Raw genomic sequence first — 22,550 nt, forward strand, 5'->3', positions numbered from 1 at the left:
CGGCAGACCCGCTCCCTCTCGAACAATACCTTTCACCAGCGAAAAGAAACACCGTACGCAAAGTTGTCCCACAGGGCGGAACGCCCTGAGCCCAGAGGTTCTTCTCGGCATTTGGCATGCGGCATAGCATGCGAGACATGGAAGGTACGCAATGCTTCGGAAAAGGATGTGATGCTATGGTCAAGCTTGGCAGGAACATGCGCAGCGTCTCGATCGTGGGCGTGGGCTGCACCCCGTTCAAGGACTTCGAGGACCACCCAGAGACCCAGGGGATCGGCGAGGGCGAGGCGTTTGGCTACGCCGCGCTCGAGGCGATCGCCGACGCGGGCCTCGAGCCGCGCGACGTCGACTTCTTCTATCACGGCGCCGCCAACCCCTATCTGATCAACGACTGCATCACCCCCAACATGCAGGTGGCCGACTGGCTTGGCATGCGCTCCAAGGGCTCGGTGCACCACTCCGAGGCCTGCTGCACCGGCTACGTGGCGCTCGAGCAGGCCGTGATGGCCGTCGCCTCCGGAACCTACGACGTGGTGCTCTCCGGCGCGGTGGACCTCGCCTCGACGCTGCCCGTCGAGCACATGCCCTCCCACGTGCGCCAGGACTTCCCGCTCGAGGTCATGATCCCCTCACTCGACAAGATCTACGACCGCGCCTACGGACGCCCGCTCGACGGCGCCTTCGGCGTCTCCTTCGACAACTGGATCAACGAGTACTCGATGATCTACGACCTCGACGCCGACAAGATCGACGACGCGCTCAACGGCCTCACCAAGAGCCTGCGCCGTGGCGCGGTGGCCAACCCGCTGGCCTACTACGAGACCACCGTCGAACAGGACGCCGCCGAGATGGGCTTCGAGACGGCCGACGAGTACCTCAAGAGCATGTACAACCCCAAGGTCACCCAGTACCTGCGCGTGACCGGCTTCGAGAAGAAGTGCGACGGCGCCGCCGCCATCGTGGTCATGCCCACGGAGAAGGCCAAGGCCATGGGCGTGCCGCACGCCCCGATCGAGGTCCTGGGCACCGGCGCCTCCGCCGTCGAGGCGGGCCTCGTGCACAACGAGCACTGGGCGACCGAGATCGCGGCCAAGCAGGTCTACGAGCTCACCGGCGTCTCTCCGGACGAGGTCGACCTGTTCATGTGCAACGACTTCTTCCTCGCGTCCGAGATCTGCTCCGCCGAGGAGTGCGGCTACATCCCGCGCGGAGAGGCCTGGAAGTACGCCATCGAGGGACGCACCGCCTTTGACGGCGACAAGCCCATCAACCCGCACGGAGGCCGCTGCAACTTCGGCCACGCGCACGGCGCCTCCGGCATCGCCGACATCTACGAGGCCGTCAAGCAGATGCGCGGCGAGGCCGGCGCGACGCAGATGGCCAAGGTGCCCCGCACCACGTTCCTGCGCGGCTTCGGCGGCTCCCAGAACGTCCGCTGCCAGATCCTGCGCACCGTCGAGTAGAAGAGCCGAGAGGACAAAGGAGGCATACCCCATGCAGCTTGATCAGATGGAGCCCGTCGTCAAGAAGTTCTACCAGGGCCTCGAGGAGGGCAAGCTCTACGGCCGTCGCTGCCTCGAGTGCGGCGCGATCGAGTTCCCGCCCCACCTGGCCTGCAACGCCTGCGGCTATCACGCGACCGAGTGGTGCGAGGTCTCCGGCCACGGCCGCCTCATCGACTTCACGCTTCCCGGGCCGCAAAACGACAAGCCCTACCTGCGCGAGGTCGGCAAGTACGCCTACGGCGCCGTCGAGCTCGACGAGGGCCCGGCCTACACCTACGTGATCTTCGGCATCACCAAGAAGAAGGCCGCCGACATCCGCGCCCGCCTCATCGCCGGCGAGAAGGTCGGCGTCCACCCCAAGATCATCGACCGCCCCGGTTACAAGGAGCTCTGCTTCGAGCTCGACTAACGACGAAAGGGGACAGACCCCTTTTGACCCATTCTGAACACGACAAAAGAAAGGAAACGCCATGAGCCAGGAAGTCCTCGAGCAGGTCTGCGAGTTCGCCAAGTCCGCCTACAAGTACGACGGCGAGGTCACCGCCGAGACCACCTTCGCCGAGCTCGGCAAGGGCTCGATGAAGATGATCGCCCTCACCTCCATGATCGAGAACGAGCTCGACGCCGAGGTGCCCATCCGCGAGGTCATGACCATGAAGACCATCGGCGAGCTCGTGGAGCGCGTCGAGGAAGAGATGGAGTAAGCCGTGGGCCTGATGGAGACCCTGCGCGATCGCGCCGCCGCGCGCCCGATGCGCGTCGCCTTCCCCGAGGGCGACAACGACACCATGATGCGCGCCGTGGCCGAACTCACCGAGGCCGGCCTCGCCAAGTGCGTGCTCGTGGGCGACGCCAGCGAGCTCGCGCGCCTCGCCGAGGAGCGCGGCGTCAGCCTCGACGGCGTCGAGGTCGTGGACGTCACCGACGAGGCGGGCAACGCCGCCTGCGCCGAGCGCTACCTCGCGCACCCCGACTGCAAGTACAAGGCCAAGGGCGTCGCGCGCCGCATGACGCGCCCGCTGGAGCGCGCCCTGATCATGCAGGTGCTCGGCGACGTGGACGTCATGTTCGCCGGCATCGCGAGCGCCACGGGCGACATCATCCTCGCCGCCCAGACCATCGTGGGCCTGGCCGACGGCGTGGACACCATCAGCTCCTGCGGCATCGCCGACGTGCCGGGCTGGGACGGCGGCGAGGGCGGCCTCATCGGCTTCGGCGACTCGGCCGTGTGCGTGAACCCCACGCCCGAGGAGCTCGCCTCGATCGCCATCGCCTCGAGCGAGACCGTCGCGGCGCTGACCGGCTGGGACGTGCGCTGCGCGCTTCTCAGCCACTCCACGGACGGCTCGATGGACAACGAGCTCGTGGACAAGGTGCGCGCGGCGCGCGACATCGCCAACGAGCGTCGCCCCGACCTCAAGATCGACGGCGAGTTCCAGTTCGACGCCGCGATCAACCCCAAGGTGGCCGCCAAGAAGGTGGCCCGCGAATCCGAGGTCGCCGGCCGCGCCAACCTGCTCATCTGGCCCGACATCAACGTCGGCAACATCGGCGTGAAGATCATCCAGAACCTCACCGGCGCCGACGCCTACGGCCCGATGCTGCAGGGCTTCAAGAAGATCGTGTGCGACTGCAGCCGCTCCGCCCCCGTCTCCGAGATCGTGGGCAACGTCGTGATGAGCTGCGTGCGCGCCCAGGCGCTGGAGGGCTAGCATGGCCGAGAAGAACTATCGCGTGCTCGTGATCAACCCCGGCTCCACCTCCACCAAGGTGGGCCTGTTCGACGGGGAGACGGAGGTCTTCTCCGAGAACGTCGCGCACTCCGCCGAGAGGCTCGCGCAGTTCGGCGGCATCTCCGAGCAGATGCCCTACCGCCGCGACACCATCCTCGAGATGCTCGACGCCCATGGCGTCGACCTCGCGAGCGTCGACGCCTTCGTCGGGCGCGGCGGCGGGCTTCTGCCCACGCCGGGCGGCACTTACGCGGTGAACGAGGTCATGCTGCGCCACTCCCACGACGGCGCCAACGGCATCCAGCACCCCGCGCAGCTCGGCCCGCAGCTCGCGAGCGAGTTCGCCCAGGCGGCCGGCGGCAAGCCCGCCTTCGTGGTCAACCCGCCCGACACCGACGAGCTCTGCGACCTTGCGCGCATGACCGGCGTGAGGGGCGTGTACCGTCGCGTGCACCTGCACGCGCTCAACCTCAAGGAGACGGCCATCCGCCATGCGGCGTCGCTCGGGCGGCGCTACGAGGACTGCCGCTTCGTCGTGTGCCACATCGGCGGGGGCATCTCCGTCTCGGCCCACGACCGCGGCCAGATGGTCGACGGCAACGACATCGTCGGTGGCGACGGCCCGATGGCGCCCACGCGCTGCGGCGCCGTGCCCGTGGTGGAGCTGCTGCGCTACCTGGAGAGCCACACCACCGGCGATGCGCGCGCCCTGTGCATGAAGACCGGCGGCTTCGTTGACCTTCTCGGCACCTCCGACGCGCTCGAGGTGAGCCGGCGCGCGGCAGCGGGCGAACCCGCCTGCAAGCGCGCCTGGGACGCGATGATCTATCAGATCTGCAAGACCATCGGCGAGATGGCCTGCGTTCTGGAGGGCAAGGTCGACGGCATCCTGCTCGGTGGCGGCATGGTCCATAACGAGGGCCTGGTCGCCGACATCCGCAGGCGCTGCGAGTGGATCGCCCCGGTCACGGCCTATCCGGGTGAGTTCGAGCTCGAGGCCATGGCGGCCGGTGCCCGGCGCGTGCTCTGCGGCCAGGAGGAGCCGCGCACCTACACGGGCGTGCCCGTCTTCACCGGCTTCGACGACTAGTTTTCCGGGCTTTGGGGGCAACAGGCGAGGGGCGCGGACGAGGTTTTTCTCGCCCGCGCCCCTTTTGCCCTCATGTTGGGAGAGATGATTACTCGCGCGGCTTGAGCGCGTGGAAGAGGACGACCGACGTCGCGTAGCCGATGATCACGAGCCAGACGTAGGAGTTGAGCCACGCCGCGACGAGGCCGGCGCCGCCCGTGTGCACGAAGGCTTCGGTGAGCGAGATGATCGTCACGAAGATGAGGTTTTCGATGAAGATCTGTGCGTAGACGCGCCATGAGGCGTCGCCGGCCCAGCCGGTGAGCGCGCGGGCGACGGCGCCGGTGGGCAGGACGAGCTGGCCGATGATGTTGGTGGCCAGCGCCACGCAGGTGAAGGTGTACCAGGTGTGGTCGAACGGCGCCCCGTCGATGATCGTCGCGCTCGTGTTGATGACGATGGCCAGGACGAGGTCCTGGATGATGACGTTGCGGTTCCACTCGCACATGACGCTGCCCCTTCTCGCTGGTTCTGTCGAGAAGAGCGTACGTCTCGTAGAGGTGCGCAAAAAAGGTGCGGGGTCTCAAAAGAGACCCCGCACGCAGGCGCTCGTTTGTGCGAGAGGCACAGCCTACTCGTCGCCGAAGCTGATGCCGAGGGCCTTGGCCTCCTTGACGAGGTCGCTCTTGGGGTCGACGTACTTGAGCTTGCCGGCGACCTCCTCGAGCGGGACGCGGCACATCTTGCCGTTGACCTGGGCGATCATGACGCCGAACTTGCCCTTGAGGCAGGCGAGGGCCGCCTCGACGCCGCACTGCGTCGCGAAGATGCGGTCCTGGGCGTCCGGCTGGCCGCCGCGCTGGGTGTGGCCGGGGACGGCGATGCGGATCTCGCGTCCGGTGCGCTTGTCGATCTCGGCGGCGATGTCGTAGGCGATCGAGGGGGAGGTGCGCTCGGCGACGAGCTTCTTGTACTCCTTCTTGGAGAGCGCGGCCTCCTCCTTGGAGATGGCGCCTTCGGCGACGACGACGATCGTGAAGCGCGAGCCGGCCTTGTCTCGCTCCTCGATGACGCGGACGACGTTGTCCATGTCATAGGGGATCTCGGGGATGAGGATGACGTCGGCGCCGCCGGCGACGCCCGCGTAGAGGGGGATCCAGCCGACCTTGTGGCCCATGATCTCGATGACGAAGACGCGGCCGTGGCTCGAGGCAGTGGTGTGGATCTCGTCGATGCAGCGGGTGGCGACCTCGACCGAGCTGGTGAAGCCGAAGGTCATGTCGGTGCCAAAGGTGTCGTTGTCGATGGTTTTGGGCAGCGCGATGACGTTCAGGCCCTCCTGAGAGAGGCGGTTGGCCGTCTTGGTGGAGCCGTTGCCGCCGAGCATGAACAGGCAGTCGAGCTTGAGCTTGGCGTAGGTGTCCTTCATGGCCTGGACCTTGTTGACGCCGTCCGCCTCGGGCGTGTCGAGGAGCTTGAACGGCGTGCGGCTGGTGCCGAGGACGGTGCCGCCGCGGGTGAGCAGGCCCGAGAAGTCGCGGTTGTCCATCATGCGGTAGCGCTCGTAGATGAGACCCTGGTAGCCGTCCTCGAAGCCGTAGACCTCGACGGGCTCCTTGGACTGGCGGTAGAGCGTCTTGACGATGCCGCGCATGGTGGCGTTGAGCGCCTGGCAGTCGCCGCCGCTCGTGAGAAGACCGACTCGAAGCATAGCTGTTCCCTTCCTCTTGTCCACAGATAGACGCATTATTGCGCTTTCAGCCAGCCGTGCGGCGTCGCGTCCGCAAACGGTATCGTTCTCAGCGGCGTGTGTCGCGCCTCGTCGTCCCACATCTGTCACACTGGTCGTGAGGGACATTGGGAAGGGGGAGTGTCGTGACGGCAGATGAGAGGCGAGAGGTGCGCGAGGCGGTGCTTGCCGGGAGACGGGCGCTGGAGAGTCTCGAGGAGGCGTCCGAGGCGCTCGACAGCGCGAGCAACTGGGGACTCTTCGACCTGCTCGCGGGCGGTCTCATCACGAGCCTGGTCAAGCATGCGCGCCTGGGTGACGCTCGCGAGGCGCTCGAGCGGGCCCGCGCGGACCTCTACGCCTTCACGCGCGAGGTGGACGACGTGCGCACCATCGAGAGCCTGCGCGTCGACGTGGGCGGTATCGCGACGGCGCTCGACGTGATCGCGGACAATCCGTTCGTGGACCTCTACGTGCAGAAGAAGATCGACGACGCCCAGGACGGCGTCGAGGCGGCCATCGGGGCCACGCGCACCGTGCTCGCGCGCCTCGAGGCGCTTCGCTAGCGTCTGACCGGCGCGGGCGCCTGCACTTCTTGCCTTCAGTCCATATTTCGCGGCGCCCAGAAACAAAACCGGGCTTCGATCCATGAGTTTTGGCAGCTTCTCAAGCGTTGCCCTCTCTATGACTTTGCATCATTAAACCAATAGTGAACTGATGCTGATGGAGATGCCGCCAAGGGGCCAAATCCGCATGGATCGAAGGCGACTTTTGTATCCGAAGGGATCGCAATATGGACCGAAGGCACGTTTTGCATGCCGCGAAGCGCCCGTCACGTCCGTGACCCGCGTTCCCATGGTTTCCGTTTGCGAACGCGCCGCCCGCCCGCGTCCTTCCCGCACGTCGCACGCCGTAAAATCCCTGTGTCCGCGTGCTTTCAGGAAAGGGCGAGCAAGATGCAGGAGATCCTCCACGCGCCCCACGAGCAGATCGAGCAGATCCAGCTCGAGGGCATCAAGAAGACCGTGATCGCGTGTTACGAGAACGTGCCGTTCTACAAGAAGAGCTTCGACGAGGCCGGCTTTGACCCGTATGCCGTCAAGAGCCTCGACGACCTCCAGAAGGCGCCGTTCGTGACCAAGCAGGACCTGCGCGACAACTATCCCTACGGCATGTTCGCCACGCCCCTTTCCGAGGTCAAGGAGATCCACATGTCCTCCGGCACCACGGGCGTGGCGACGGTGGGCGGCTACACCCAGCACGACCTCGACATCTGGGGCGAGTGCTTTGCGCGCGGCATCGAGTACGCAAACGGCGGCAAGGACGACGTCGTGCACGTCTGCTACGGCTATGGCCTCTTCACCGGCGGCCTGGGCGCCCACTACGGCGGCCTCTACTCCGGGGCAACCACGATCCCCATGTCCGCGGGCAACACCGAGCGCCAGATCCGCGTGCTCAAGGAGATGGGCTCCACCATCATTTGCTGCACGCCGAGCTATGCCATGCACATCGCTGACACCGCCCTCGAGATGGGCATCGACCCGGCGCGCGACTTCCATCTGCGCGCGGGCATCCACGGCGCCGAGCCCTTCAGTGACAACTTCCGTCGCGACCTCGAGCGCAAGCTCAACTACCACGTCCTCGACGTCTACGGCCTCACCGAGACCATGGGCCCGGGCGTCGCCATCGAGTGCTGGGAGCAAGATGGCCTGCACCTGGCCGAGGATCACTTCTACGCGGAGATCATCGACCCCAACACCGGCGAGGTCCTGCCCGACGGCGAGTGGGGCGAGCTCGTCCTCACCACGATCGACCGCGAGGCGTCGCCCGTGGTGCGCTACCGTACGCGCGACATCACGCGCATCCTGCCGGGGGAGTGCGCCTGCGGCTGCACGCACCGTCGCATCGACCGCATCCACGGCCGCACCGACGACATGCTCATCATCCGCGGCGTCAACGTCTTCCCGAGCCAGATCGAGGACGTCATGAAGACCTTCGACCAGGTCTCCTCCTGGTACCAGATCGAGGTCGACACCGATCACCGCTCGCTCGACATGGTCACGCTCAAGGCCGAGGTCAACCCCGACTTTGCCTTCGACTCCGTCGCTGCAGTCGAGCGCCTGCAGAAGGAGATCTCTGCGCGCCTCAAGACGGCGCTGTCCGTGGGCGTCAAAGTCAAGCTCGTGGAGCCCAAGACCATCGCGCGCAGCGAGGGCAAGGCCAAGCGCATCGTCGACCTGCGAAAGGGGATCAAGTAATGATCGATCAGATTACGGTTTTCCTCGAGAACAAGCGCGGCCGCATCGCATCGCTGTGCCGCACCCTCGGTGACGCCAACATCAACATGGCGGCCCTCTCCGTGGCCGACACCACCGAGTACGGCATCGTGCGCATCATCTGCAGCGACACGGCCGCCGCGCTCGCGGCCCTCGAGGCCGGTGGCTACCGCGCCATCAAGACCAAGGTCATGGCGATCTCCGTCCCGCACCACCCGGGCGGCGCTGCCGACCTGCTCGAGAAGCTCGACGACCTCGACGTGGACATCGAGTACTTCTACTGCTTCTCCACCACCGACGACATGGCGGTGCTGGCGCTCAAGATCGCCGACCCGGCGAGCGCGGCGGAGGCGAGCTGGGCCATCGAGAAGGCGGGCTTCCACGTGTTTGATCAGTCAGAGGTCGAGTAACGACAGCTTACGGAATGCGTCTGAGGGGACTGCCATATATCGTTTATATGGCAGTCCCCTTTACTATGTATTTTACGATTGCCAGCGGCAGGCCTACCATGGTCTCGTACGGTGACGAGATCTTCTGGAGGCGACACGCATGATTCTTGGCATGGGCATTCCCGAGCTGGCGGTGATCCTTCTCATCGTGCTCGTTATCTTTGGTCCCAAGAACCTGCCCAAGCTGGGGTCTGCCCTAGGAAAGACGGTCAAGAGCGTTCGAGAGGGCATGGAGGAGGGCTCTGGCGACTCGGAGCCTTCCCCCGCGTCCACGACCGAAGACGACCTCGCGCAGTAGCCTCTTCGAGCAAGCCTTCCTCCCAGCCCCCGGGACCCTTTCCCGCCCGGGGGCGTTTCTGTGCGTCGGGACCTTCCGGCCATGGTCCGCGCGCTGTCCTCGACGCGCGGGACTCGAACGGACGAGCGGGTTAGGCGAGCTCGCCGAGAAGGGCGACGGCACGCTCGGCGAGCGGGGAGAGCGCACGGTCGGCCTTCCAGATGACGGCGGCGCGCGACTCCAGGTCCTTCTCGGCGACGACCTTGATAAAGCACGCCCCCGTGTCGCAGGTCGAGAGCAGCGACCGCGGCACAAGCCCCACTCCCAGGCCTGCGGCGGAGCAGGCGCATGTGGCGCGATCGTCTTCGGTGAGGCAAAACGGCGTCTGAGCGAGCTGGGCCGCCACGCGTCGCGAGCAGGCGAGCGGGACGTCGGCGAGCTCGGTGAGCCTGACCTCGAGCTCGTCGCCGCGCTCGAGCTCCTGGGGCATCACGGCGACGAGCGGCTCAGCGGGGGCGTATCGGCAGCGCAGCCCCTGGGAGGAGAAGGGCGTGCGCACGACCCCGACCTCGGCAAGGCCGCTCGCGACGAGCTCGAGGACCTTGGGTACGCTCCCGTCGAGCATCTCGATCGAGACCTCCGGCGCGAGGCGCGAGAGCTCCGCGAGCCGAGTGCCCGGGGCAAGTCCGGCGGCGGAGTCGCAGACCGCGAGGCAGAGCGTTCCCGTGAGCCCCTTTCCCACGCTCGAGACCTCGCGTGCCGTGGCGGTCGCCATCGCGAGGATGCGCGCGGCGCGCTCGTGCAGGAGCCGGCCCGCCTCGGTGAGCGTGACGCCGCGCGGCCCACGGCGCACAAGCTGCGTGCCGAGCTCGCGCTCGAGCTGGGCGAGCTCGTAGGAGAGCGGGGGCTGCGAGATGTGCAGACGTCGCGCGGCTGCGGTGATCTGGCCCTCCTCGGCGATGGCGACGAAGTACTCGAGCTGCTTGAGATTCACGAAACCTCCTGCGAACGGCTGCGATATAGCAAGATTGTATCGTTTGACAGCAGCGTGACGTCGCGCGGCGCCGTGCATGCCCCACGACACAAAACCAAGCGTCTGATGGGGCGTTTCTACCCTCTGCGGCATGCTGCCGCGAACGGTCGACCGTGAACGACTCGTGAAGGCGTCGGGACAATGCGCCTCTCGACAGACATTTTATAAACCCCAGCTTAACGACGTCTTAACGACTCATGTAGGAGTTGTAAACGTTCTGTCAAGCCTCTTTCGGTTAGCGGGCAAATTGGGTATAAAAATCGCGTCACGATACAGACGAAAGGAGGGAAGGCATGACCAAGATCAAGGACATGAGCAAGCGCGAGCGCAAGGTGCTCGACGCGTGTCACAACGGCTGGTTCATGAGCGGCGAGTATCGCGCCATCATGGACGGCCACGAGCGCCGCTTCCATGCGGACAGCAAGGGGCTTCTGTTCAAGGACGTTGACGAGTGGTTCTCCTCCCACGAGCAGAATCACGCGGATTCGCCCCTGCTCGTCAAGTGCGTGTGCGCGGCGTAAGCGTCACATATCCCACTTAGGGAGGAGGAGCCTGCGGGCTCCTTTTTCTTTGTCGAAGTGCCAGGCAGGAAAAACCCTGCTTTGTAGGTGACGAGAGCCGTGCGTCGGACGCCGCGCTCACGCCCGCGCGTGCGCGAGCAGCAGGGCGAGCGTGACGGCGAGCCCTCGACGAAGGCTGTCCTTCTCGATCCACTCCTCGCGCGTGTGGAGCAGGTCTCCCTCGACGGCGCCCACGGTATGGGCGGGGATGCCGAGTGAGAGCGGGATGTTGGCGTCGGTCGAGGACTCCTGGTGCGTGGGCTCCACGCCGCCGAGCTCGCGCAGCACCTCGTCGGTGCGGGCGATGAGCTCCCACTGGCCCTCGGGCGTGTGCTCGCCGGAGGCGGGGCGGCGGCCGATCAGCTTGGCGTCGATGCGCGTGTTCTCCTTGAGGTGCTCCTCCACGAGCACCACGAACTTGCCGTACATCTGCTCGAGGCACTCCTCGGAGGCCGAGCGGTACTCCACGAGCACGCTCGCGTCCTCGGCGATCGAGTTCACCGTGGTGCCGCCCACGAAGCGGCCCACGTTGATGGTCGTCTTGGCCTCGCGGGGCAGCTCGAGCGCATAGAGGTCCTCGATGAACGAGCAGAGCGCCTCGATCGCGTTGTCGCGTCCGAAGTTCTCCCAGGAGTGGCCGCCCTCGGTGTGGCACTTCACGCGCCAGCGGTGGCTGCCCACGGCAGACACCACGTGCATGCCGAGGTAGAGGTCAAAGCTCGTGAACTCGGCCACGCGTCCGGCGTAGTGGCGGAAGAGCTCGCGCGTGCCCGCGAGGTTGCCGAGGCCCTCCTCGCAGGAGTTGGCAACGATGAGCAGGGGTCGGTCGAGCGGCACCTGGTTGCGCAGCAGGTAGCGCCCGGCGAGCATGAGGCCCACGAGGTTGGCCGTGTCGTCTCCCACGCCCGGGGCGAGCAGGCGCGTCCTTGACTCGGCGAGCGGCAGCGGCTCGGTGTCGGGGAAGACCACGTCGGTGTGGGCGGCAAAGACCGCGATGCCGCCGTCGGGCTCGGCGTGCGGGCCGGCGGGCAGCGACAGGATGACGTTTTTCGCCTCGTCGATGCGCACCGCGCCCACGGGCGCGCCCTGGGCGAGCCACCAGTCGCGGATGAACTCCGCGCGCCTCTCCTCGTGGCCGGAGGGGGCCGGGATCTGGGCGAGCTCGCGCAGCAGCTCGAGCTCCTCCTCGAAGCACGCATCGGCGTAGGCCGTCGCGATCTCTCTGGTCTTCTCGTCCATGCTGGCCGCTCCCGTGATGCGTGGTCTTTTGCCTTGAGCTTACCTTAGCCGCGACCTTCGGGGTGGCGGAGCGGCCGGGCGGTGGCAAAAATGGCGCGATGTGAGCGGCGCGCGAAAGGGGCGCGGCGTGCGGGGGCGCCTGCTCCACGGGTTTTGCCAGATGGCGATCGTCCGCCCGCAGCGGGCCCGGCGGCGCGGCATGCACAAGGGGCAGAAAATGCCAACAGCCGGCTTGAGTGGCGCCCCGTCGTCCATGCGCGCCCGCTTCCCGCCGAGAAGTACGTGCCGTCGGCGGAGCGGTGCGCCTGTGCGGGGGCGGGGAGGGGCATACTACCCCGCGGAACGCTGGCGTTCCGGCACGCATCAACCCAAGGGGGAATCAGATGGCTGTCAACCGTTTCGTCCTCAACAACATCTCCTTCCACGGCTCCGGGGCCATCAAGGAGATTCCCGGCGAGCTCACCCGCCGCGGCTACCAGAAGGCCTTCGTCTGCTCCGACCCCGACCTCGTGAAGTTTGGCGTCGTGTCCAAGGTGACCGACCTGCTCGACGAGGCCGGCATCGCCTGGGAGCTCTACTCCGAGATCAAGCCCAACCCCACGATCAAGAACGTCCAGGACGGCGTCGAGGCGTACAAGGCCTCCGGCGCCGACTGCATCGTCACCATCGGTGGCGGCTCCTCGATGGACACCGCCAAGGGCATCGGCATCATCGTCGCCAACCCCGAGTTCGCCGACGTCGTCTCCCTCGAGGGCGTGGCGCCGACCAAGAACCACGCCGTCTTCACCATCGCCGTGCCCACCACCGCTGGCACCGCGGCCGAGGTCACGATCAACTACGTGATCACCGACCCCGAGAAGGTCCGCAAGTTCGTGTGCGTCGACGTCAACGACATCCCCGACGTCGCCGTCGTCGACCCCGACATGATGGCCTCGATGCCCGCCGGCCTCACCGCCGCCACCGGCATGGACGCGCTCACCCACGCGATCGAGGGCTACACCACCCAGGGCGCCTGGGAGCTCTCCGACATGTTCCACTACAAGGCCATCCAGCTCATCTCCCAGCACCTGCGCGACGCCGTCGCCGAGGCCAAGAGCGGCGTCCCGGGCTCCGGCCGCGAGGGCATGGCGCTCGCCCAGTACATCGCCGGCATGGGCTTCTCCAACGTGGGCCTGGGCATCGATCACGCCATGGCGCACACGCTCTCCGCGCACTACGACACCCCGCACGGCGTCGCCTGCGCGATGCTGCTGCCCGTCGCCATGGAGTACAACAAGCCCGTCGTGACCAAGCGTCTGGCAGAGGTGGCCGTTGCCATGGGCGTCGACACCGCCGGCATGACCGACGACGAGGCGGCAGACGCCGCGATCGCCGCCGTCCGCCAGCTCTCCGCCGACGTCAACATCAAGCCCACCTGCGACGGTCTCGTCGAGGCCGACCTCGACCAGCTCGCCGACGACGCCATCGCCGACGCCTGCTTCCCGGGCAACCCGCGCGAGGCCGACCACGCCGCCGTGGTGGGGCTGTTCCGCAAAGTCATGGCGTAGCGTCCTTATCGTCGGGATGGCGCCCCGCTTCCTTGCTAAGCAAGCTGCTTCGCGCTTCGCGCTCAGAAAGCTTGCTTAGCAAGGAAGCGGGGCGCGTCGCTGCGGGGCTGCTTGGCAACCAAGGGAAGCGATTTCGCGCTTCGCGCTCAGAAAACATGCTTTGCAAAGGGGCGGGGCGCCGACGTATCGGGGCTGCTTGGCGACCAAGGGAAGCGATTTCGCGCTTCGCGCTCAGAAAGCTTGCTTAGCAAGGAAGCGGGGCGCGTCGCTGCGGGGCTGTTTGGCGACCAGGGAGAAGAGAGGGGTGGTGACGGGGTGGCGGACGTTCGGGACTATCTGGAGCTGAGGGGCGACGTCACGCTTTCGGAGCGGCCGTTCAACGACGTCGACAACCTCGCGCTGGCGACGCTTTCCTACCTGGACCTCACGGGCATCGTGGGCGGCCCCGGCGAGCGGGGCGTCCGGCTCACCGATGCCTGCGGCGAGCTGCTCGCCCGGTCGGGCGGGGACCTCGCCGCGCGCGTGCGCTCGCTCGCGACGGTTGACGAGCGCTTCGTGGTGGCCCTCGGCGGCTCGGCGCGGCTCGGCGACGCCGTGCTGCGCGACTACGTCGACGTGCGCGACGACGAGCGCGTCATGCAGTTCTCCGCCGTCACCGCGGACCTCGACGACGGGCAGACCTACGTCGCCTTTCGCGGGACCGACACCACGCTCGTCGGGTGGCGCGAGAACTTCGTCCTGAGCTTTGCCGTCACGCGAGCCCAGGAGGCCGCGGCGGAGTACCTGGCGGCGCAGCTCGCGCGCGCGGGCGCCTCGGGGCGGCCCGTGCGCGTGGGAGGCCACTCCAAGGGCGGCAACCTTGCGGCCTATGCCGCGACCAGTGCGCCCGTTTCGCTCGCCTCCTCGATCGCGTGCGTCTACAGCAACGACGGGCCCGGCATGGACCGCTCCGTCATGCCCGTGAGCTGTCACGACTTGATGGGGGAGCGCTACGTGCGCATCATCCCCGCCTACAGCGTGGTGGGGAGGTTCTTCTCGGACGACGCGCCGGCGACGATCGTGCGGAGCTCGGCGGAGCGCAGCCTCCAGCACGACCCGCTGACCTGGCAGGTGGGGCCTGCGGGCTTTCTCGAGGCGGACGGGCCCGACCCCGAGTGCCTCGTCGTGGCAAGGTCCTTCTCGTCGTGGCTCGAGCGGCTGGGGCCCGAGGACCGCCGTCAGCTCACCGACGAGCTCTTCGACGCGCTGGCGGCGGGCGGCGCGACGACGTTCGAGGACCTCTTCTCGAGCCCGGCGGCGGCGCGCGAGGTGATGGCCGCCCTAGGCGGGGTCGACCCCCGGACGCGCGACATGATGCTCGGGCTCGTGCGCGAGCTGGTGGGCGCGGCCGGGGCCGCGACGCGGGAGGCCGTGGTGCGCGGCGTATCGGAGGCCGCGGCGGACGTGGCACGGCGCGTGACGTCCCGCGCGCAGGGGGAGGCGTGAGCCGCCGGCGCGCTACTCGTCGCCCACGACGCCGGAGAGCAGCATGCTCACCACGGATATCACGATCGCCCCAAGGACGGCCGAGAAGAGCGAGTCGATGGCGATCCCCGCGTGGAAGATGTTGCGCGACAGCCAGCTCGCGAGCTCGAGCACGAAGGCGTTCACGATCACGTAGAAGATGCCGAGCGTGGCGATGGTGAAGGGGATGGCGAGCGCCTGAAGCACGGGCTTGACGGTGGTGTTGAGCAGCGCGAGCACGAGCGCGCAGAACACCGCGCCCACCCAGGTCCCGCCCACCGGGACGATCCCGGGGACGAGCCAGATGGCCACGGCGCAGGCGATGGTGGTGACGACCCAGCGTGTGATGAAGCTCATGGAGACCTCCTTGTCTGCCTGGGGATAGCGTACCCGAACCTCCTCGCGTCGAACGCTTTAATCGGCTAAAGTGTCTCCTTGAGGAAAGGGAGAGGGGGACGCATGACGCATGCAGGCGAGAACAGCGACGGCCTCGAGCGGCTGGCGCGGGCCCTGTGCGCGCTGGAGACGCCCGATCAGGCCCGCGCGCTGCTCTCCGACCTCTGCACCCCGCGCGAGCTCGCGGACCTCGCGCAGCGCCTCGAGGTGGCGAGCCTGCTCGCGCAGGGCCGCTCCTACGTGGACGTCTCTCGCGCGACGGGCGCCTCGTCCACCACAGTGAGCCGCGTCTCCAAGTGCCTTAACGGCCCGGCGGGCGGGTATCGGGCGGTGCTTTCCCAGCTCGACTGAGCGGGGCCCGTCAATTGTTGTCCGGTCGCCGCGCTACCATCGTTGCGTGAGAGGTGTCGAGAAGCGCAAAAGCGAGAGGAACCCATGTCGCTGAACCTCGTGAGAACAACCGACGAGCGCCTCGTGGGCGCCGGGGTCGAGCGCGCCCTGCGAGCGGGGCTTGCCGCTGCCGGCCGCGCCGTGCTGCTCGTCCCCTCGTTTCCCCAGGCGCTCGACGCCCAGCGAGCGCTCGCGGCGGCGGGAGGGCTTTCGCTCGGCGTCACGGTGACGACGCCTTCCGCCTGGGCCGAGGAGCGCTGGGGCGTCTGGGGGGACGGCCGCCGTCTCGTCGACGACGTCTCGCGCGACGTCCTCGCCAGCCGCGTGCTCGCTCGCGCGGCGTGGCGCCCCGGCGCGCCCGTGACGAGCTCTCCGGGGGCGGCCGCCCTGCTCGCGGACCTCGCGCGCGCGGGCCTGCCGTGGCTTCTCGACGCCCCCGTCCCGGAGGGCGTGAGCGCCGCCGAGGCGGCCGTGGTCGCGCTGCTCGGGGACTATGCGGCCGAGCTCGACGCGCGCGGTCTCGTCGAGCCGTGCGCGGCCATGGCGTCGCTTCCCGGCGCGCTCGAGGCGTCCGGCGCCGCGGTCCCCCCGACCGTGCTGGCCGGCTTCGTCGAGCTGTCCCGCGCCGAGCGCGAGCTCGTCTGCGGCCTCGCCGCGCGCCAGGAGCTCACCGTCGTCTTCCCTGACGCGCCGGGCCCGGCTCACGCCCAGACGCGCGAGCTTGCGCTCCGGCTGCTCGCGCTCTGCGTCGAGCGCGGGGTCCTAGTCGAGCAGTCCTGCGACGACGCCCCCGTCCCGGCCCTCGGGCGCGCCTCCGAGCTCTCCGCCCTCCTCGGGTCGCTCTTCGTTGGCGCGGCGGAGGCGCTTGACCCCACGGGGGCGGTGCGCGTCCTTCTGCCGGCCGGGCCCTCCGCCGAGGCGGAGCTCGTCGCCCGCGAGGTGCGCGCGCTCGCCGGCCGGGGCGCGAGGGAGGTCGTCGTCGTCGCTCCGGACCCGGAGCGCGCCTGGCGCTCCCTCGCGGGCAGGCTCGTCTCCCGGGGCGTGAGCGTGCGCGCCCAGATGACGCCCGACCTCGCCTCGCTCGAGTGCGGTCGCGCCTTTCTCGAGTACGTCTGCGGCGTGGCCCGCCTCGCCGAGCTCGCGGCGTCCTGGCCGCCCGCGGAGCCGGTCCCGGACGCGCCCAAGGCGGGCACGACGCGCGTGCGCCTCGCGGACATGTCCTGGTGGCCGCCGCGCGACCTCTCCGACTTCCTGCTCTGCGACATCTCGCACACCGACGCCCGCCGCGCCCGCGACCTGGACGCCGCGTGGCGCGGCAACCGCCTGCTCACCCCCGCCGCGGTGCTCGCGCAGCTGCAGTCCGAGCGCGACGTCTCGCCGGAGGTGGCGGCCGCCACGCGCGAGCTTTTGCGCGGGAGGCTGGGGTCTGCGGCCTCCAAGCTCCTCGCGCCCTACGTCCAGGGCGAGAAGCGCGACGCCCCGCTGGCCGCGGAGGCGACGGCGGTTCTCTCCACGGTCCTGGGCGTCGCCAAGAGCCTGAAGGAGCTCGGCTTCACGGCGGACCCGTCCGTCCCCGGCCACGTGGGCCTCTCCGAGCTCGTCGAGCTCGCTGCCGGGGTGCTGCGCCGCTCGCGCGCGGCGCTCCGTCTCGAGCGTCCGGCGCCCGGCGCGACCTGCGCCGCGCTCGTCACGTCCCCGCGCGCGGCCTCCCGGCTCGCGCCCTGCTCGGTCGACGCCGTCGTGCTGCTCTCCCAGACCTCCGCGTCCTCGGCGGTCTCCACCCCCGACGACGTCCGCACGGCCCTACTTTGCGCCTACGGCGTCGAGGTGGCCCCGAGCGCCATGGACCTCGCCCGCGCGCGCTTCGCGGCGACGGTGCGGGCCGCGCGCGACGCCGTCGTGCTCGAGCGTCCGCTCTTTGGGGAGGACGGGAAGCTGTGCTATCCCTCGGTCATGATGACCGAGGTCCAGGCCTGCTATGGGCTCGAGGCCGACGCCAAGCCCCAGGACCTCGTCGAGCGGCTGGCCGACGCCGCCGTCGCGCGCTCAGAGACGCTCGTCCGCGAGAACGTCGCGAGCACGGGCGCCGCGCCGGGCGTCGAGACGGTCGAGACCCCCGCCCCGGCCGGCCGCATCCAGGCCCACGAGCGCTCGTGCGTCTCGCCCCCGCCCGAGGGCGTGCCCGTCGAGGGGTCGCGGCCCATCCTCTCCGCCTCCCAGATCGAGACCTATCTCGAGTGCCCGTACAAGTGGTTCAGCCTGCGCCGCCTTCGCCTGTGCGACGCCGACGCCGGGTTCACCGGCGCCGAGATGGGCACCTTCGCGCATCGCGTCCTCGAGGTCGCGCGCCGCGAGCTGCTCGCCCGGGCGGCCGAGCGCGCGCGCGGGGAGACCCGCCTCGCCGCCGAGCGCGAGGCACGGGCCGACGCCATGCAGCAGCCCGACTATCGCGAGCTGGTCGCCGCCCTCGAGGCCCGGGCGCAGGAGGATCCCTCGGCCCGGTTGCCGGGGTCTTCGGTCGCCGACCCCGAGGCGCTCGAGGAGGCTCGCGAGGTGCTGCTCGAGGAGTTCGACGCCCATCTCGCGCACCAGTATCAGGTCGACCGCAGGAACCACCCCCTGCCGCAGGCGCTCGTCCCGCACAGCGCGCGCCAGGACGGGCAGCTGCGCGTCCTGAGGCGCGACCTCTCGACCCTGCTCGACTACGAGGCGCAGATGCTCGCGGGCTTTGAGCCGCGCTTCTTCGAGTGGGGGTTTGGCCGGGGAGGGGCGTGCGTCGAGTACGCCGGAGTGCGCCTCACGGGCACGATCGACCGCATCGACGTGGACGCGCACGGCCAGGCGGTGGTCATCGACTACAAGCACAAGTCGGACGCGGGCTTTGCCGCGGAGTACGACGTCTTCCCCGCCAAGGGGGCGGACGCCTCGGCGCTCGCGCTGCCGCGCCGCGTGCAGTCGCTCGTCTACGGGCAGGTCGTCAGGCGCGCCTTCCCGCAGCTCAAGGTCCGCGCCGCGGTGTATCTGTGCACCAAGGGGGGCCATGCGCTGGCCGGCGCGGTGGACGAGAACCTCGTGGACAACGTCTTCGGCGCGCGCCCGGTCTCCGAGAAGCGCCTCGCCCGCATATGCGTCCCGCGCGACGCGAGCTTTGGCCGCGCCGACGAGAGCGGCATGGAGGCGCTGCTCGACGCCTGCGAGGAGCTGGTCGCGGCCCGCATCGAGCGCATGCTCGCGGGAGACATCGAGGCCGCCCCGGTCGACCCCGAGGCCTGCCTGTTCTGCCCGGTCCTCAACTGCGAGAGGAGGCTCAGGAAGTGAGCAGCCCCGTCGACCTCTCCGGCCTCAACGAGCGCCAGCGCCAGATCGCCGAGACCCTTGACGAGCCCCTGTTCGTGGAGGCGGGCGCGGGGTCGGGCAAGACCTTCACGCTCACCCAGCGCATCGCGTGGGCGCTCTGTCCGGGCTCCGGCCCGGACGGCGCCCCCTTCCTCGACGACCTCGGCCAGGCGCTCGTGATCACCTTCACCGAGGCCGCCGCGCGCGAGATCAAGGAGCGCGTCCGCTCCACGCTGCGCCGCTCGGGCATGGCGGACGAGGCGCTCTCCGTCGACGACGCCTGGATCTCCACGATCCACGGCATGTGCCGGCGCATCCTCGCGCGACACGCCCTCGACCTCGGGCTCGACCCGTCCTTCTCGGTCATCGCAGACTCCCGCCAGCAGGCGCTTCTCGACGCGGCCATGGACGAGGTCATGCGCGCCGCCCGAGCAGACGAGTCCTTCTCGCCGGTCTTCTCCGAGTTTGACATGGGGACGCTCTCCGCACAGGGCTACACCGGGGCGATGGGCGTCGTCGAGCGCCTCGTCCGCGAGGGGGCCGCGCTGCCGGGCGGCCTGGACGCCCTCGCGCCGGCGCCCCGCGACGCGCGCGCCCTGGACGCCGCGGTCCGCGACCTCGCGATGCGCGTGGAGGAGCTCGGCGCGTGCGGGCTCACCGCCGCGGCGGCCGAGAGGGTCGCGCCCGCCCTCGAGACGCTCCGGGGGCTCGCGGGTGCCCGGCCGGGGTCGCTCGCCCCGGAGGAGGCCTTGTCCGCGCTCGAAGGCGTCTCGCTCCCTCAGGCGCGCGGCGCCATAAAGGAGCAGGTCGCGGCTGCAAAATCTGCCCTCGCCCTCGCGCGCGCGGAGGCGGCGTTTCTGCGCGCGGCGCCCGTCTCGGGCCTCCTGCTCGAGCTCGCGCGGCGCGTCGCGGCGCGCTACGACGAGCTCAAGCGGTCGCAGAGCTGCCTTGACAACGACGACCTCGTGCGCCTCGCGCTCGCGGCCGTCCGGGACCACGAGGAGGTCCGGCGCGACTACGCGGGCCGCTTCCGACTGGTGATGGTCGACGAGTTCCAGGACACCGACGAGACGCAGCTCGAGCTCATCGGCCTGCTCTCGGGGGAGGGCGCGCGCCATCTGTGCACCGTGGGCGACGCCCAGCAGTCCATCTACCGCTTTCGCGGGGCGGACGTCGGCGTGTTCCGCGGGCGCGGCGCGAGCGTGGGCGAGCGGGGCGCGGTGCGCCTCGACGTCAACTACCGCAGCCACGCGGACGTCCTCGCCCTCGTCGAGCGGGTCTGCGCCGGGGCGGGCGCGGCGCGCGGCGCCATGCCCGACTTCATGCACCTCGACGCCTGCGCCACGCGCGAGGACCGCTATCGCGCCCGTGAGCTGCCGCGCGTCGACATCGAGGTGTGCGCCGGGACCGGGCGGTCGGGCCGGCCGAGCCGCCATCAGACGTCGGTCATGGCGGCGCAGGTCGCCGACGCCCTCGCGCGCTACCGCGACGCCGGGGAGCGGCCCGGGGACATGGCGCTTCTGCTCGGCGTGACCACGCACGCAGACGCCTACATCGACGCGATCCGCGCCCGCGGGATGGGGTGCGTGGTCACGGGCGGCTCCACCTTCACGGGCACCGACGAGGTCAAGGTCGTCTGCGCGCTGCTGCACGCGCTGGCCAACCCCAAGGACACGCAGTCGGGGCTCTTCCCGCTGCTCGCCAGCGAGATGTTTGGCCTCGACGCCAACGACTTCTGTGAGCTGGGGACGCGAGCCCAGGACAAGCTCGACGCCCCGACCAAGCGCTCGATCGACCGCGGCATCCTCGACATGACCTTCTTCCACGACCGTGAGCCGTCGGCCCGGCTGCGCCGGTCGCACGAGGTGCTCGCCCGCGCCTTCGAGCAGGTGCGCTGGCGTCCCGTGGCCGACGTCTGCGCCGACGTCGCGCGCGACTCCGGGTGGCTCGCGCGCCTCGAGGCGGGCGGCCCCGAGGGGCTCGCGCGCGCCGCGAACGTGCTCGCGGCGATCCGCTACGTGCGCGACCTCACCTCCGAGCTCGGGCTCGGGGCCGCGCGCGCGGCGACGGAGTTCGACCTCTGGCTCGCCGCGGCGAAGGTCCCGCCCGCCTCGCTCGCCGGCGGCGAGGAGGAGGGTGGCGGGACGGTGCGCGTCATGACCGTGCATGCCTCCAAGGGCCTGGAGTTTGGCGTCTGCGCCGTGGCCGAGTGCTGGGGCAACCCGCGCGCCGACTCGAGGCTCGCGTGCGGGCCGTCCGCGGCCGGAGGGCGCTCCTTCGTGCTGCGCCCCGCCGACGTGGTCCCCTCCGTCCTCGCCGCGATCGACCCCGAGGCGCTCGAGGAGGGGGCGGACCGCTCCGAGGCGCGCCCGCTCGCCGCGCGCTACCTCGCGCTCAGGGAGTCCGACCTCCGCCAGGAGTCCCAGGAGAAGGCGCGCTTGCTCTACGTGGCGCTCACGCGTGCCCGCGAGGCGCTCGTCGTGGGCGTGGCGGGGGCCTCCGGCAAGCAGGGCGTGTGCTCGGAGCTCGCCGCCGCGACGCTCGAGGCGCTCTCGGCGGGGGAGTGGGACCCCGTCCCGGGGGAGCGCACGATCGACTACGGCGGGTCCGCCCCGGCGCGTCTGCGCTGCGTCGTCGTGGAGTCGGAGGGCGAGGGCGAGAGCCGCCGCGAGCTCGCCCGCTCCGGCGGCGCGCTGCCCGGCTTCGACGGGCCGCTGCCGGAGGACCCCCTCGACGTCGTGGCCTGGGGGCTCGGAGACGATGACGGGGCGGCGGCCGAGAAGGACGGCGAGGTCGCGCCGTTTGTGCTCTACGAGGCGGAGGCGCCCGGCGCCGACGAGGCCCCGGGGACCTGGCGCGCCCGCGAGGGCGTCTTCAGCTACTCGAGCGTGCACGCGGCGCTCGCCCCCGAGGGCAGGCCCGCGCCCGTGCCGTCGCACGCGGAGCGCGAGGCCCGCTCCGCCGGCGCGCCCGTGACGGAGGACGCCGACAAGGCGACCAACCTCGGCTCCGCCTTCCACGAGCTCGCGCAGGCGATGGTCGAGCTGGGAGGCCCGGTCGACGAGGCGCGCGTGGCCTCCCAGGTGCGCCGATGGAACCTCTCAGAGCGCGCGGCGGCCCGCCTTCGCGCGGCGCTCGCGCGCTGGGAGGGCTCGACGCTGCGCGCCGAGGCGCTCGCCTGGCCGAGCGTGCGCCCCGAGGTCCCGTTCTTCCTGCGGGTGGACTCCCCGCACGGCGAGTACCTCGAGGGGGCGATCGACCTGCTCTGCGCAGATCCCGCCGCGCGCCGCGCGCTCGTGGTCGACTACAAGACCGGCGACGCCGGGCTCTCGCCCGAGGAGGTCCGCGAGCGCCATGCCATGCAGGCGGAGTTCTATGCGGGCGTCCTTCTCGACCAGGGCTTCTCGAGCGTCTCGTGCGCCTTCGTCTGCGTGGAGCGCGATGACCCCGCAGACCCCGGCGAGCCGCTCGTCGCGCGCTACGCCTTCGGGGGCTGACGGCGTCTCGT

The 22,550-nt window shown here is 69.7% G+C and carries 20 protein-coding genes; 15 read left to right on the forward strand and 5 right to left on the reverse strand.

The window, feature by feature from the left end; all coding sequences use genetic code 11:
- The first annotated feature begins 176 nt into the window (after positions 1 to 176).
- The 5 genes from NW198_RS01600 to buk all read left to right on the forward strand — a co-directional run bounded on the left by NW198_RS01600 (position 177) and on the right by buk (position 4,328).
- Entirely contained in the window at positions 177 to 1,463 is a 1,287-nt protein-coding gene (locus tag NW198_RS01600; RefSeq protein WP_258339749.1) for a thiolase family protein, read from the forward strand.
- 31 nt (positions 1,464 to 1,494) lie between these two features.
- Positions 1,495 to 1,914, forward strand: coding sequence for a Zn-ribbon domain-containing OB-fold protein (locus NW198_RS01605; protein ID WP_087313244.1), 420 nt, complete (start codon positions 1,495 to 1,497; stop codon positions 1,912 to 1,914).
- Positions 1,915 to 1,975: 61 nt separating this feature from the next.
- Positions 1,976 to 2,209 (forward strand): acyl carrier protein, encoded by a 234-nt coding sequence (locus tag NW198_RS01610; protein ID WP_087313242.1) that lies wholly within the window; start codon positions 1,976 to 1,978, stop codon positions 2,207 to 2,209.
- A gap of 12 nt (positions 2,210 to 2,221) precedes the next feature.
- A complete protein-coding gene (locus NW198_RS01615; RefSeq protein ID WP_258339835.1) occupies positions 2,222 to 3,217 on the forward strand; it encodes a phosphate acyltransferase in 996 nt (331 codons plus the stop codon).
- A gap of 1 nt (position 3,218) precedes the next feature.
- Positions 3,219 to 4,328 carry a butyrate kinase gene (gene buk, locus NW198_RS01620; RefSeq protein ID WP_258339750.1) on the forward strand — a complete coding sequence of 370 codons (1,110 nt, stop codon included), beginning with the start codon at positions 3,219 to 3,221 and terminating at the stop codon, positions 4,326 to 4,328.
- A gap of 88 nt (positions 4,329 to 4,416) precedes the next feature.
- Here the strand turns inward: buk and NW198_RS01625 are convergent, their stop codons facing one another.
- A complete protein-coding gene (locus NW198_RS01625; RefSeq protein WP_258339751.1) occupies positions 4,417 to 4,815 on the reverse strand; it encodes an ABC transporter ATPase in 399 nt (132 codons plus the stop codon).
- A 123-nt stretch (positions 4,816 to 4,938) separates the two neighbouring features.
- Entirely contained in the window at positions 4,939 to 6,018 is a 1,080-nt protein-coding gene (locus NW198_RS01630; RefSeq protein WP_087313234.1) for a 6-phosphofructokinase, read from the reverse strand.
- Between the two features lie 164 nt (positions 6,019 to 6,182).
- Here NW198_RS01630 and NW198_RS01635 point away from each other — a divergent pair, with 164 nt between their 5' ends.
- The 4 genes from NW198_RS01635 to tatA all read left to right on the forward strand — a co-directional run bounded on the left by NW198_RS01635 (position 6,183) and on the right by tatA (position 9,059).
- Entirely contained in the window at positions 6,183 to 6,602 is a 420-nt protein-coding gene (locus NW198_RS01635) for a hypothetical protein (RefSeq protein WP_258339752.1), read from the forward strand.
- A 390-nt stretch (positions 6,603 to 6,992) separates the two neighbouring features.
- The gene (locus NW198_RS01640) at positions 6,993 to 8,294 is read left to right on the forward strand and encodes a phenylacetate--CoA ligase family protein (protein ID WP_087313230.1); all 1,302 of its coding nucleotides are present in this window, start codon (positions 6,993 to 6,995) and stop codon (positions 8,292 to 8,294) included.
- Entirely contained in the window at positions 8,294 to 8,722 is a 429-nt protein-coding gene (locus NW198_RS01645; protein ID WP_258339753.1) for a hypothetical protein, read from the forward strand. The genes NW198_RS01640 and NW198_RS01645 overlap by 1 nt, the downstream gene beginning before the upstream one ends.
- Positions 8,723 to 8,861: 139 nt before the next feature.
- A complete protein-coding gene (tatA, locus tag NW198_RS01650; protein WP_087313226.1) occupies positions 8,862 to 9,059 on the forward strand; it encodes a twin-arginine translocase TatA/TatE family subunit in 198 nt (65 codons plus the stop codon).
- Between the two features lie 130 nt (positions 9,060 to 9,189).
- Here the strand turns inward: tatA and NW198_RS01655 are convergent, their stop codons facing one another.
- The gene (locus NW198_RS01655) at positions 9,190 to 10,032 is read right to left on the reverse strand and encodes a LysR family transcriptional regulator (protein ID WP_258339754.1); all 843 of its coding nucleotides are present in this window, start codon (positions 10,030 to 10,032) and stop codon (positions 9,190 to 9,192) included.
- A gap of 332 nt (positions 10,033 to 10,364) precedes the next feature.
- Between NW198_RS01655 and NW198_RS01660 the strand changes: the two genes are divergently transcribed.
- Positions 10,365 to 10,592, forward strand: a complete 228-nt coding sequence (locus NW198_RS01660; RefSeq protein ID WP_087313222.1) for a hypothetical protein — start codon at positions 10,365 to 10,367, stop codon at positions 10,590 to 10,592.
- Positions 10,593 to 10,709: 117 nt separating this feature from the next.
- Here the strand turns inward: NW198_RS01660 and NW198_RS01665 are convergent, their stop codons facing one another.
- Positions 10,710 to 11,870, reverse strand: a complete 1,161-nt coding sequence (locus NW198_RS01665) for a M20/M25/M40 family metallo-hydrolase (RefSeq protein WP_258339755.1) — start codon at positions 11,868 to 11,870, stop codon at positions 10,710 to 10,712.
- Positions 11,871 to 12,253: 383 nt separating this feature from the next.
- On the opposite strand from NW198_RS01665, the gene fucO reads away from it, so the two are divergent.
- On the forward strand, positions 12,254 to 13,417 hold the full coding sequence (gene fucO / locus NW198_RS01670) for a lactaldehyde reductase (RefSeq protein ID WP_258339756.1): 1,164 nt from the start codon (positions 12,254 to 12,256) through the stop codon (positions 13,415 to 13,417).
- A 315-nt stretch (positions 13,418 to 13,732) separates the two neighbouring features.
- A complete protein-coding gene (locus NW198_RS01675) occupies positions 13,733 to 14,902 on the forward strand; it encodes an Mbeg1-like protein (RefSeq protein ID WP_258339757.1) in 1,170 nt (389 codons plus the stop codon).
- A gap of 12 nt (positions 14,903 to 14,914) precedes the next feature.
- Here the strand turns inward: NW198_RS01675 and NW198_RS01680 are convergent, their stop codons facing one another.
- The gene (locus tag NW198_RS01680) at positions 14,915 to 15,277 is read right to left on the reverse strand and encodes a phage holin family protein (RefSeq protein ID WP_258339758.1); all 363 of its coding nucleotides are present in this window, start codon (positions 15,275 to 15,277) and stop codon (positions 14,915 to 14,917) included.
- Between the two features lie 102 nt (positions 15,278 to 15,379).
- Here NW198_RS01680 and NW198_RS01685 point away from each other — a divergent pair, with 102 nt between their 5' ends.
- The 3 genes from NW198_RS01685 to NW198_RS01695 all read left to right on the forward strand — a co-directional run bounded on the left by NW198_RS01685 (position 15,380) and on the right by NW198_RS01695 (position 22,539).
- On the forward strand, positions 15,380 to 15,667 hold the full coding sequence (locus NW198_RS01685; RefSeq protein ID WP_258339759.1) for a YerC/YecD family TrpR-related protein: 288 nt from the start codon (positions 15,380 to 15,382) through the stop codon (positions 15,665 to 15,667).
- An 84-nt stretch (positions 15,668 to 15,751) separates the two neighbouring features.
- Positions 15,752 to 19,024 (forward strand): PD-(D/E)XK nuclease family protein, encoded by a 3,273-nt coding sequence (locus NW198_RS01690; RefSeq protein WP_258339760.1) that lies wholly within the window; start codon positions 15,752 to 15,754, stop codon positions 19,022 to 19,024.
- The gene (locus NW198_RS01695) at positions 19,021 to 22,539 is read left to right on the forward strand and encodes a UvrD-helicase domain-containing protein (RefSeq protein WP_258339761.1); all 3,519 of its coding nucleotides are present in this window, start codon (positions 19,021 to 19,023) and stop codon (positions 22,537 to 22,539) included. The genes NW198_RS01690 and NW198_RS01695 overlap by 4 nt, the downstream gene beginning before the upstream one ends.
- The last annotated feature ends 11 nt before the right edge of the window (positions 22,540 to 22,550 follow it).

The organism is Thermophilibacter sp. ET337 (genome assembly GCF_024733715.1).
Taxonomy (GTDB): Bacteria; Actinomycetota; Coriobacteriia; order Coriobacteriales; family Atopobiaceae; genus Thermophilibacter.

Excerpts from the sequence above, each read along its gene's own strand:
- NW198_RS01600 (WP_258339749.1), top strand. The coding sequence starts at position 177 with ATGGTCAAGCTTGGCAGGAACATGCGCAGCGTCTCGATCGTGGGCGTG.
- NW198_RS01605 (WP_087313244.1), top strand. The coding sequence starts at position 1,495 with ATGCAGCTTGATCAGATGGAGCCCGTCGTCAAGAAGTTCTACCAGGGC.
- NW198_RS01610 (WP_087313242.1), top strand. The coding sequence starts at position 1,976 with ATGAGCCAGGAAGTCCTCGAGCAGGTCTGCGAGTTCGCCAAGTCCGCC.
- NW198_RS01615 (WP_258339835.1), top strand. The coding sequence starts at position 2,222 with ATGGAGACCCTGCGCGATCGCGCCGCCGCGCGCCCGATGCGCGTCGCC.
- buk (WP_258339750.1), top strand. The coding sequence starts at position 3,219 with ATGGCCGAGAAGAACTATCGCGTGCTCGTGATCAACCCCGGCTCCACC.
- NW198_RS01625 (WP_258339751.1), bottom strand. The coding sequence starts at position 4,815 with ATGTGCGAGTGGAACCGCAACGTCATCATCCAGGACCTCGTCCTGGCC.
- NW198_RS01630 (WP_087313234.1), bottom strand. The coding sequence starts at position 6,018 with ATGCTTCGAGTCGGTCTTCTCACGAGCGGCGGCGACTGCCAGGCGCTC.
- NW198_RS01640 (WP_087313230.1), top strand. The coding sequence starts at position 6,993 with ATGCAGGAGATCCTCCACGCGCCCCACGAGCAGATCGAGCAGATCCAG.
- NW198_RS01645 (WP_258339753.1), top strand. The coding sequence starts at position 8,294 with ATGATCGATCAGATTACGGTTTTCCTCGAGAACAAGCGCGGCCGCATC.
- tatA (WP_087313226.1), top strand. The coding sequence starts at position 8,862 with ATGATTCTTGGCATGGGCATTCCCGAGCTGGCGGTGATCCTTCTCATC.
- NW198_RS01660 (WP_087313222.1), top strand. The coding sequence starts at position 10,365 with ATGACCAAGATCAAGGACATGAGCAAGCGCGAGCGCAAGGTGCTCGAC.
- NW198_RS01665 (WP_258339755.1), bottom strand. The coding sequence starts at position 11,870 with ATGGACGAGAAGACCAGAGAGATCGCGACGGCCTACGCCGATGCGTGC.
- fucO (WP_258339756.1), top strand. The coding sequence starts at position 12,254 with ATGGCTGTCAACCGTTTCGTCCTCAACAACATCTCCTTCCACGGCTCC.
- NW198_RS01680 (WP_258339758.1), bottom strand. The coding sequence starts at position 15,277 with ATGAGCTTCATCACACGCTGGGTCGTCACCACCATCGCCTGCGCCGTG.
- NW198_RS01685 (WP_258339759.1), top strand. The coding sequence starts at position 15,380 with ATGACGCATGCAGGCGAGAACAGCGACGGCCTCGAGCGGCTGGCGCGG.
- NW198_RS01690 (WP_258339760.1), top strand. The coding sequence starts at position 15,752 with ATGTCGCTGAACCTCGTGAGAACAACCGACGAGCGCCTCGTGGGCGCC.